Source organism: Longimicrobium sp. (genome assembly GCF_036280135.1).
In the GTDB taxonomy this organism is placed as follows: Bacteria; Gemmatimonadota; Gemmatimonadetes; order Longimicrobiales; family Longimicrobiaceae; genus Longimicrobium.
This window is the reverse complement of sequence record NZ_DASURI010000730.1, coordinates 1-9,716: the sequence shown is the minus strand read 5'-3', so window position 1 is coordinate 9,716 and position 9,716 is coordinate 1. Positions and strand designations below refer to the sequence as shown.

The 9,716-nt window shown below is 71.8% G+C and carries 11 protein-coding genes; 4 read left to right on the top strand and 7 right to left on the bottom strand.

Going from position 1 to position 9,716, the window contains the following annotated elements; all coding sequences use genetic code 11:
* From VFZ20_RS23580 to VFZ20_RS23550, 7 genes are all read right to left on the bottom strand, one after another.
* Positions 1-462 (bottom strand): hypothetical protein (locus VFZ20_RS23580; RefSeq protein WP_329686414.1); only part of this gene is annotated, 462 nt, incomplete at its 3' end.
* A 99-nt stretch (positions 463-561) separates the two neighbouring features.
* The gene (locus tag VFZ20_RS23575; protein WP_329686413.1) at positions 562-1,440 is read right to left on the bottom strand and encodes a xanthine dehydrogenase family protein subunit M; all 879 of its coding nucleotides are present in this window, start codon (positions 1,438-1,440) and stop codon (positions 562-564) included.
* A complete protein-coding gene (locus VFZ20_RS23570) occupies positions 1,437-1,700 on the bottom strand; it encodes a hypothetical protein (RefSeq protein ID WP_329686412.1) in 264 nt (87 codons plus the stop codon). The genes VFZ20_RS23575 and VFZ20_RS23570 overlap by 4 nt, the downstream gene beginning before the upstream one ends.
* Positions 1,701-1,720: 20 nt before the next feature.
* Complete coding sequence (locus VFZ20_RS23565) at positions 1,721-2,182, bottom strand: carbon monoxide dehydrogenase subunit G (protein WP_329686411.1); 462 nt, start codon at positions 2,180-2,182, stop codon at positions 1,721-1,723.
* Positions 2,183-2,384: 202 nt separating this feature from the next.
* The gene (locus tag VFZ20_RS23560; protein WP_329686410.1) at positions 2,385-4,772 is read right to left on the bottom strand and encodes a xanthine dehydrogenase family protein molybdopterin-binding subunit; all 2,388 of its coding nucleotides are present in this window, start codon (positions 4,770-4,772) and stop codon (positions 2,385-2,387) included.
* Positions 4,773-5,284: 512 nt separating this feature from the next.
* Entirely contained in the window at positions 5,285-5,788 is a 504-nt protein-coding gene (locus tag VFZ20_RS23555; RefSeq protein WP_329686409.1) for a (2Fe-2S)-binding protein, read from the bottom strand.
* Positions 5,789-6,042: 254 nt separating this feature from the next.
* A complete protein-coding gene (locus VFZ20_RS23550) occupies positions 6,043-6,231 on the bottom strand; it encodes a hypothetical protein (protein WP_329686408.1) in 189 nt (62 codons plus the stop codon).
* A gap of 193 nt (positions 6,232-6,424) precedes the next feature.
* On the opposite strand from VFZ20_RS23550, the gene VFZ20_RS23545 reads away from it, so the two are divergent.
* The 4 genes from VFZ20_RS23545 to VFZ20_RS23530 all read left to right on the top strand — a co-directional run.
* Positions 6,425-7,117 carry an HAD-IA family hydrolase gene (locus VFZ20_RS23545; protein WP_329686407.1) on the top strand — a complete coding sequence of 231 codons (693 nt, stop codon included), beginning with the start codon at positions 6,425-6,427 and terminating at the stop codon, positions 7,115-7,117.
* Between the two features lie 55 nt (positions 7,118-7,172).
* Positions 7,173-7,922 (top strand): class I SAM-dependent methyltransferase, encoded by a 750-nt coding sequence (locus tag VFZ20_RS23540; RefSeq protein ID WP_329686406.1) that lies wholly within the window; start codon positions 7,173-7,175, stop codon positions 7,920-7,922.
* Positions 7,923-8,297: 375 nt separating this feature from the next.
* The gene (locus tag VFZ20_RS23535) at positions 8,298-9,446 is read left to right on the top strand and encodes a pyridoxal phosphate-dependent aminotransferase family protein (RefSeq protein ID WP_329686405.1); all 1,149 of its coding nucleotides are present in this window, start codon (positions 8,298-8,300) and stop codon (positions 9,444-9,446) included.
* A gap of 5 nt (positions 9,447-9,451) precedes the next feature.
* On the top strand, positions 9,452-9,716 hold a 265-nt coding region (locus tag VFZ20_RS23530; protein WP_329686404.1), incomplete at its 3' end, for a hypothetical protein.

The following is a 9,716-nucleotide window of genomic DNA, read 5'->3' as shown; positions in this document are numbered from 1 at the left end:
GTCCGCACCGATGACGACCTCCCCGTCCCACGGGGCCCGCAGCCATCCCTCCCGCGCGTCGGTAAGGTGGTTCATGTCCGGGCTGCACGCCTTGACCATGGGGCGGGCGGGCATGGGGCCGCCGCCCGCGGTAAATCGGAGCAGGTATCCACCGTCCGCCGCCGTCACGGCCGCCCATGACGTGCCCTCGATCATCACCGTCGCGCCGCGGACCGGCTCTCCCGTGCCGGCGTCGCGCACCACGCCCGTCAGCGCGATCTCCTCCGCGGCCAGGGACCGCAGCACGGAATCACGCGCGGCGGGGCTGAGCGTTTGGGCGACGCGCGGACAATCCGCGGACAGGGCCTGCCCACGCAGGCCGGCGGGCGCGGCCGCCGCGAGCGCGGCGGCGGCGCAGATCCACCGGCGGATGGGGACGCGGACCGCATCCGTCGTCCGTCGCGGGGGCCCTGATTTCGACATCTGACGATCCGGTCGAGGTGACGAACGGCGCCGGGTACGGCGTTCTCCGAGGACGTTCGACATGGCCGGAGCGTGACGATCCGCCGCCGATTCCGATGCCTACGCCTCCGCCGCCGCGCGGGCAAAGGCGCGGGGGAGAACGCGGCGGACGAGCACGTTCGTCAGCTGGCGGCGGTACGCGGGGCTGGCGTGGATGTCGCCCGGCGGATCCACGTCGCGCTGGCTGGCCGCCTCCGCCGCGGCGCGGATGGCGTCCTCCGTCGGCATCTGCCCCACGAGCGCGGCCGCGGCCTCGCGCGCCAGCATGGGGGCGTCTCCCACGCCCAGCAGCGCGATGCGGGCCTCCGTGCATCGTCCGTCCTCGTCCACCGCCACCCACGCGGCCAGCCCCGCCAGCGCGTAGTCGCCGTGGCGGCGCGCCACCTCGTCGAACGCCCACCCCGTGCGGGCCGCGCGGACGGGCACCTCCACCTCCGTCAGCATCTCGTCCGCCTCAAGCGCCGTGCCGAACAGGCCCGTGTAGAACGCGGACGCCGGCACCGCGCGCGCCCCGCCGGGCCCGCGCAGGTGAACGCGCGCGTCCAGCGCCAGCATGACGGCGCCCAGCTCCCCGGCCGGGTCCGCGTGGGCGATGCTGCCGCCCACCGTGCCGCGGTTGCGGATCTGCGCGTGCGCCACGAACGGGAGCGTTTCCGCGATCAGCGGCGCGTCCGCGGCCACGAGGGGGCTGCGCTCCACCGTGCTCTGCCGCGTCATGGCGCCGATGCGGAGGCCGGCATCCGCCCGCGTCACGTAGTCCAGCGCGTGGACGCGGTTGAGGTCGATGAGCACGGCCGGCTGCGCCAGGCGAAAGTTCATCGCGGGCACCAGGCTCTGGCCGCCGGCCAGCAGCTTGGCGTCGTAGCCGTGCTCCGCCAGCAGCGCCAGCGCCTCGTCCACGCCCTCCGGCCGATGGTACGCGAACGGGGCGGGCTTCATGGACGGCGCGGGGCGGGCGTGAGGCCGCGGCCGCGCACCAGCCGCCCTACGATGCCGCCATCCAGCAGTCGCGCGGCGACGCCGGTCATCAGGCAGATGACGGCGATCCAGGCCGCGTGCACGTACCACGGCTCCGCCGGCCCGAACGGGGCGGCGTCGTTCGCCATCCGTGTCCCGACGGGATCGGCGAGGGCGATCGCCTCCACCAGCCCCAGCAGCATCGCCAGCATCAACAGCAGCAGGCCGGTCAGGGTTCGCATCTGCGGATTCTCCGTGCGTGTTACGCGGCGCCGTGGGCCAGGCGGGACTCCAGCTCCTTGTTGAGCGCGTCCAGCCCCTGCTTGGTCATCATCTTCGCCACCTGGTCCAGCAGCCGCTGCCCCACGCTGGCCACCTTGCCGCCGATGGAAAGGTCCGCGTGGTACCGCATCCGCGTGCCGCCATCCACCTCGTCCAGGTTGACGTCCGCGGTGCCGCGGGTAAAGCCCAGCGGACCCTTGCTCTCCACCTGCATCACGTAGCTCGCCGGCTCCACCGGCTCGAGGATGGCGACGTTGAGCGTCCACTCCGCCGCCGTCACCGGCCCCACGCCGATGCGGATGACGCCCGCGTACGTGCCGTCGCCCGTGCGCTCCAGCCGGCGGGCGCCGGGCATGGCCTTGGCCAGCACCTCGGGGTCCTGCAGCAGGTCCCACACGTGCTGTCGCGGGCCTGAAAACGTGTGCTCGCCGTCGAGGATCATGGAAGTGCGTGAGTGCGTGAGTGCGAAAGTGCGAAAGTGCGAAAGTGCGAAAGTGCGAAAGTGCGAAAGTGCGAAAGTGCGAAAGTGCGAAAGTCGGACTCGGGATGCCGTTGTTGTTTCAACCTCCCCCAGGGGTTTTTGGGGGAGGTGCGAGCCTAAGCGAGCGGAGGGGGCGCCCCGCGCGGACTCCGCCCGACGCCCATCAATCCGCCGCCAGCACCTCGGCTGGATCGCGCGGGGTCGGATGCGCATCCGCCGGTGCGGCATCGCGCAGCAGCTCCCACAGGCGGTTGGGGCTCAGGGGGATCTCGCGGATCTCCAGGGCCAGGTGCGGCAGCGCATCCTCCACCGCCTGCGCGAACACGGCGCCCGTGGGAATGCACCCCGCCTCGCCCACGCCCTTGAGCCCCAGCGGGTTCAGCGGCGCCGCCGTCTCGCGGTGCGCCATCTCCACCCGCGGCACGTCCATGGCCGTGGGCAGCAGGTAGTCCATGAAGCTGGCGTTCATCAGCTGGCCGCCCTCGTCGTACACCAGCTGCTCGTAGAACGCGTTGCCGATGCCGTGCGCCACGCCGCCCTGCACCTGCCCCGCCACGATCACGGGGTTGATGAGCTTGCCGCAGTCGTGCACCACCACGTAGCGAAGGATCTTCACCATCGCCGTCTCGGGGTCTACCTCCACGACGGCCGCGTGCACCCCGCTCGCCGTGCTGCCGTGGTCCGGGCCAAAGTACGCCGTGGCCTCCAGCCCCGGCTCCGTGCCCGGCGTCACCGCGCCGCGCAGGGGGTTGGCGAAGCCCGCCAGCGTCCCCAACGGGATGGCGGTCTCCTCGCGTCCGCGTACGCGGACGGCGCCGGCTGCCAGCTCCACGTCGTCCGGCGCCACGTCCAGCACGCGCGCGGCGACCTCCATCACCTTGCGGCGCACGGCCACGGCGGCCTCGTGGCAGGCGCTGCCCGCGACCACGGCGCCGCGGCTGGCGAACGTCCCCGTCCCCCAGCCGAACTCGCGCGTGTCGCCCGTCACCACGTGCACGCGGTCCACGTCCACGTCCAGCACCTGCGCCACGATCTGCGCGAACGCCGTGTAGTGCCCCTGGCCCTGCGTGCCCAGCCCCGTGGCCACGCGCACCTCGCCGCTGGGCTCCACCGTCACCCGCGCGCCCTCGTACGGGCCGATCCCCGTGCCCTCCACATAGCTCACCACGCCCAGGCCGATGAACCGCCCCTCGGCCCGCAGGCGCGCCTGCTCCGCGCGAAAGGCGTCGCGGCCGATGATGTCCAGCGCGGCCTCCAGCGCCGGCGCGTAGTTGCCGCTGTCGTAGTAGAGGGGGGCGAAGTCCTGGAAGAGGATCTGGAACGTGTGGGGAAAGACGTCCGCGCGCAGAAAGTTGCGGCGGCGGATCTCGTGCGGCGTGAGCCCCAGCTGCCGCGCGGCGATGTCCAGCAGCCGCTCCATCACGAACACACCGTGCTGCCGCCCCGCGCCGCGCACGGGCGTGACCGTCGTCCGGTTGGTGAAGACCGCCCGGAACTCGCTGTGGTACGCCGGCACGTCGTACGGGCCCAGCAGCGTGCACTGGCTGTTGATGGGGACCGTCAGCCCGTACGGGTCGTACGCGCCCGTGTCGTGGAGAAAGAAGTCGCGGATGCCCAGGATCCTGCCGTCCGCCGCGAAGGCGATCTCCGCGTCGTGGATCTGCGAGCGCTCCTGCGTGGTGGCGAAGAAGTTCTCCTGCCGGTCCTCCGTCCACTTTACGGGCCGGCCCAGGCGCATGGCGGCCCAGGGGACGAGCACCTCCTCGGGGTAGAACATCATGATCTTGGGCCCGAAGCCCCCGCCCACGAACGGCGCCACCACGCGCACCCGCGACTCCAGCAGCCCCAGCATGCGCGCCAGCCCGTTGCGGATGGGGATGGGCGCCTGCGTGGTGTCCCAGATGGTGAGCTCCTCGGCGCGCGGGTCCCAGCGGGCGGCCACGCAGCGATTCTCCATGGCCGCCGCCGCGCCCCGGTCGTAGTGAAAGCGGCGCTGGATGACGAGATGCGCATCCTGCTTCGCGGCCTCGTAGTCGCCGTGCCGCTGCACCGCGTGGGCGGCCAGGTTGGTGCCGAACTGCGGATGCAGCACGGGCGCGCCGTCCGCCAGCGCCGCCTCCAGGTCCACGACGGGGTCCAGCGGCTCCAGGTCGACGACCACGTCCGTCAGCGCGTCTTCCGCCACGTAGCGGCTGACGGCGATGACCATGACAATGGCCTCGCCCACGTGCCGCACGCGGTCCTTCGCCAGCGGCACCTGCGACGCCTGGTTGAAGACGATGCCCTCGATGGGCGGCGGCGGAACCAGGAGGGGGCCCGGTTGCCAGTAGTCGCCCAGGTCCTCCGCCGTGATGACGGCCACCACGCCCTCGCGCGCCAGCGCCGCCGACGCGTCGATGCCGCGGATGAGGGCGTGCGCGTAGTCGCTGCGGACGAACGCCGCGTGCAGCATGTCGGGCAGCTGCACGTCGTCCACGAAGAGCGCCTGCCCGGTGAGCAGGCGGCGGTCCTCGTTGCGCGGGGGAGACTGGCCGACGTAGGACCGGGACACGAAGCGCGTGGTGCGGGTGAGCGGGGAGGGCGAAAGTGCGAAAGTGCGAAAGTGCGAAAGTGCGAAAGTGCGAAAGGGCGAAAGGGCGAAAGGGCGAAAGGGCGAAAGTGTGGGCCGACGATCTGCAGATAAGGCGAGGCTAAACACCGAGCGAATCGCGCAGTTGAAGCCTGGTTCGCAGAGCGCGTCGGCGCGAGACCGGGCTTACCGCTGTCCCAGCGGCGGCTTTAGCCGATTGCGGATCGGAATCGGCATTCCTGCACCGTCGCGGCGCTCCAGCCCCGGCGAATGAATTCGCGGCTCCGACAGCGTGATGTCGGCCTTCGCCGACAGCTCCTGCCGCACGCCATCGCCGTGCACTGGGCGGTGCTCGAGCCCTCGAAGCCTGCCCCGGTGCACACGGCGTTGCCCGTGCCGGGGCAGTCCGCGGAGGCGGACTTCGTGCCCTTCCAGCGGCGAATTCATTCGCTCCGGCTGGGGAACGGCCTACCGAACCAGGTCTGCATCAGCCTTTAGCCGCTCAGGCTGGATGCCGTGCTTCCGCTCATCCGCTCCGACGCCAGCTTGACCGCTTGCACGATGTTCTCGTAGCCCGTGCAGCGGCACAGGTTTCCGCTCAGCGCCTCGCGGATCTCGCCCTCGTCCGGCGACGGGTGGTCGCGAAGGAACGGCACCATGGACATCAGGATGCCCGGCGTGCAAAAGCCGCACTGCAGCCCGTGCGCGTCGCGAAACGCCTCCTGCAGCGGGTGCATCCGGTCCGCGTCGGGCGCCAGGCCCTCCACGGTCGTGACCTCCGCGCCGTCCGCCTGCACGGCGAACACGAGGCACGAGCGCACGGACTGGCCGTCCATCAGCACCGTGCACGCGCCGCAGACGCCGTGCTCGCACCCCACGTGCGTGCCCGTGAGCCCCAGCTCGTGGCGGATGAAGTCGCTCAGCAGCAGGCGCGGCTCCACCGCGCGCGTCTGCGGGGCGCCGTTCACGGAAACGGTGATGTCCACGGGCTGAGCCACGAGTGCCGCTCCCGGCGCACTGGAGGGTGGGGATCCCCCGTCGGCCGCGGCGGGGCGGGTGGCCGACGTCCGGGGGAGGAGGTGAGCGTACGGTTCCGTACAGATACGATGCGCGCGGCGGCGGGGCAAGCCCGCCACCGCGTGTCATCCCCCGTCCCCCACCGCGCGGAACCTGGTGGATGGAGCCGGCTGCGTCGCGACGGGAGGGGACGTGACAGCAGACCGGCGCTTTCACGCCGATCCGTTTCGCCGATTCAGGCGCACTGCCAGGGCATGTTGCACGAATAGATGGTGGGACAATCGTCGCACGTCTCGTCGCACTGGCTGTGGTAGCGGACGGTGTAGACCGAGTACGCGCCCACCGTGCCCCGTCCAGCGTTCCGCGCCTCTGCCTCGAACGACTCCACCCGCAGCATCTCCACGTTCAGCTGTACCTTCTTCATCGGGTCCCGCCTTTGCTCTGCGTGTCGGGCGCTCCCCCGGCGCATCCGGGGAGTGATTGCATGTTAATCTTTTTCGGTCTCAATACAAGAATATCGGATGGGCCGGGTCGCGCGAACGGCGCCGGGGGTGCATCTTGTGGGGCGCGCGGGCCGGCGGATCGGCCCGCATCGTCTTTCGGATCCCGGGTACCCGATGACCGACATCAAGGCCGTGCTGTTCGACGCCGGCAACACGCTGATCTGGCTGGACCATCCCTACATCGTGGAGCAGCTGCGCGAGCGCGGCGTGGAGACCACGATGGACGCGCTGATGGAGGCGGAGTACGGCGCCAAGCTGCTCTTCGACCAGATGGCCCGCGCGGGCGAGCTGGACGAGCGCGCCCGCGGCCGCATGTTCTTCGCCGAGATCTTTCGCCGCGTGGGCGTGGACGAGGCGGACTTTCCCGTGCTGGCCCAGCGCCTGTTCGCGCGCCACGCGGAGCGCAACCTGTGGGGAAACGTCCGCGAGCGCACCGTGGAGACGCTGGAGGAGCTGCGCCGCCGCGGCTATCGCCTGGGCGTGATCAGCAACGCGGACGGGCGCGCGGAGCAGGCGCTGGACGCCGTGGCCCTGCGCGAGCACTTCGAGCTGGTGGTGGACAGCGGCCTGGTGGGCATCGACAAGCCCGATCCGCGCATCTTCCACCACGCGCTGGAGCGGATGGGCATCGCGCCGGAACAGGCCATGTACGTGGGCGACATCTACGAGATCGACGTGCAGGGCGCCCGCGCGGCCGGCATGCGCCCCATCCTCATCGACCCGCTGTGGATGTGGAACGACCGCGACTGCGAGCGCATCCGCGGCATCCACGACCTGCTGGACATTCTGCCGGAGCGCGCCGCGTGACGACGATCCGCATCCACCGCGCCCAATCCGCCACCTTCGCGCGTGGGGACGACGCATGACGCGCGGGTGGTGGGACGGGTACTTTGACGAGACGTTCATCGACATCTACCGCGACTTCCTGACGCCCGAGCGCACGGAGCGCGAGATCCAGGGGCTGCGGGAGATGACGATGCTGGAGCCCGGCGCCCAGGTGCTGGACGTGGCGTGCGGCTGGGGGCGCCACTCCATCGCCCTGGCGCGGGCCGGGTTTGCGGTGACGGGGCTGGACTGGTCGCAGACGCTGCTGGCGCGCGGCCGAAAGCGCGCCGAAGCCGCCGGCGTGAACGTGGAGCTCGTGCACGGCGACATGCGCGAGATCCCGTGGACGGGCCGCTTTGACGCCGTGCTGTCGCTGTACTCGTCGCTGGGCTACTTCCTCTCCGACGAGGCGGACCTGCGCGTGCTGCGGGGCGCGCACGACGCGCTCAAGCCGGGCGGCACCTTTGTGCTGGAGACCATGCACCGCGACCACATCGTGGCCGGGTTCGCCGAGCGCGACTGGTGGGAGACGGACGGCGGGGCCACCGTGTGGGTGGAGCGCGAGTTCGACGCGGTGGAGGGCGTGAGCCGCGAGTGGACGCGTTGGAGCAAGGGCGACCGCAAGGGCGAAAAGTACCACGAGCTGCGCATTCGCTCCGCCACGGAGTGGGACGCGCTGCTGCGCCAGGCGGGGCTGGTGCCCATAGACTGGTGGGGCGACTGGGAGCTGGCGCCCTTCATCCACAGCAGCGAGGACCTGATCGTCGTCTGCCAGCGGCGGGAGTAGGGCGAAAATGCGGCCGGGCCCCAGCCGGAGCGAATGAATTCGCCGCTGGAAAGGCACGAAGTCCGCCTGCGCGGACTGCCCCAGCAAAGGGTGAGTGTAATGCACCGAGGCCGCGGCCGGAGCCGTTGAAGCCTCGCGCGGTTTGCGAGGCTTTCCGCAGTGGTTGCGGCGACTTCAGTCGCTCGGCGGGGAGCCTGCATCCCTGCACGGGCCGGTGTCTATACCCTCTCCCGCGCAGTTTGCGGGGGAGGGTGGGTGAGCTCCGCGAACCCGGGTGAGGGCCCCACGCTTGCCATCCCCGGCAGGCGGCGCCTATCGTTTGCGGACGGCGCCCGCCGCATCCTTCCGTCCTCCCCCGCCGCGCATCCCCTGCCGATGACGCTCGCCGACGCACCGCCTCCGCCGGTCCTCGCCGCGGATGATCCGCCCACCATCGAAACGCCGGAAGGCCCGCGCGTGCGCATCGATGGGCGCACGTACGACTGGTACCGCGGCAACAGCTACCTGGGGCTGCAGGCGCATCCCGACGTCCTGCGCGCCGCGTGCGACGCTACGATGACGTACGGCCTCAAGCTGCGCGACCGGCGGCCGGCCGGCGGCCATCCGTGCGTGCCGGAGTGGGAGCGCGCCGCCAACGCGTTCTTCGGCTGCGAGGCGGCCACGCTGCTGGGCTCGGGCTACGCGGGCGGGATGGTCGTGGCGGCGGCGCTGGCGGAGGACTTCGAGGTCGCGTTCGTGGACGCGCAGTCGCACGCCAACGTGTGGGATGGATTCGCGGCGGCGGGGTGGCGCGTGGTGCCGTTTGCCCACCGCGATCCGGGGGCGCTGGCAGACGCGCTCGCGCGGGAGCTCCGCCCAGGCGAGCGGCCGCTGGTGGTCAGCGACGGGATGTTCCCCATCACGGGGGCGCTGGCGCCCGCGCCGGAGTACCTGGACGTGCTGCGCCCGTACGCGGGCGCGCGGCTGTGCCTGGACGACGCGCACGCGTACGGCGTGCTCGGGCCGGACGGGCGCGGCACGCTGGACCACTTTCGTCTGGACGGGCCGGACGTGCTGTCGTACGGCACGATGAGCAAGGCGTTCGGCGCGGCGGGGGGCATCGTCCCCGCGACGGGCGAGCTGCGGCGGAAGATCGAGCGGCGGTCGGCGGCGTACGCGAGCACCACCAAGCCGCCGCCCGGGATCGTCGCGGCGGGCGCGGCGGCGATGCGCATCGCGCGGGAGCAGCCGGGGCTGCGCGCGCGGCTGGCGGGGCACGTGGCGCGCGTCCGCGGGGCGCTGCGCGGGTGGGGGCTGGCGCTGGATGACGGACCGTCGCCCATCCTCTGCCTGGACGGGCGGACGGGGCTGGACTTTGGCGCCATCGCGCGGCGGATGTTCGACGAGGAGCGCATCGCCGTGCTGCACATGGCGGGCGGATACGCCAACGTCCCCGCGGGCGGCTGCCTCGTCTTTACGCTGACGGCCGTGCACGACGACGAACAGGTCGATCGGCTGCTGGATGCCCTTCACCGCGCCCTTTGAGACGGATGCGGCTGCACGACGTCTTTCCCGGCCCCCTGACGGAATCCATCCGCCGCGCCGCCGTCTGCGACGATTGGGACGCGTTCGTTGCCGCGGCGGATGCGTATCCAGCGTCGTCCGCATCCACGTTGCTGGCGGAGGCGGACGGGCTCGCGGCGGAGCTGGAATCGCGCGCGGAGACGGGGTTCGCGCCGCCGCGCCTGGCGGATGCGGAGGGGCCGCCCGTGTTCGCGGGGCAGCAGGCGTACATCGACTACCGGCTGGGGATGC

Excerpts from the sequence above, each read along its gene's own strand:
- VFZ20_RS23575 (WP_329686413.1), bottom strand. The coding sequence starts at position 1,440 with ATGAAGCCCGCCCCGTTCGCGTACCATCGGCCGGAGGGCGTGGACGAG.
- VFZ20_RS23570 (WP_329686412.1), bottom strand. The coding sequence starts at position 1,700 with ATGCGAACCCTGACCGGCCTGCTGCTGTTGATGCTGGCGATGCTGCTG.
- VFZ20_RS23565 (WP_329686411.1), bottom strand. The coding sequence starts at position 2,182 with ATGATCCTCGACGGCGAGCACACGTTTTCAGGCCCGCGACAGCACGTG.
- VFZ20_RS23550 (WP_329686408.1), bottom strand. The coding sequence starts at position 6,231 with ATGAAGAAGGTACAGCTGAACGTGGAGATGCTGCGGGTGGAGTCGTTC.
- VFZ20_RS23545 (WP_329686407.1), top strand. The coding sequence starts at position 6,425 with ATGACCGACATCAAGGCCGTGCTGTTCGACGCCGGCAACACGCTGATC.
- VFZ20_RS23540 (WP_329686406.1), top strand. The coding sequence starts at position 7,173 with ATGACGCGCGGGTGGTGGGACGGGTACTTTGACGAGACGTTCATCGAC.
- VFZ20_RS23535 (WP_329686405.1), top strand. The coding sequence starts at position 8,298 with ATGACGCTCGCCGACGCACCGCCTCCGCCGGTCCTCGCCGCGGATGAT.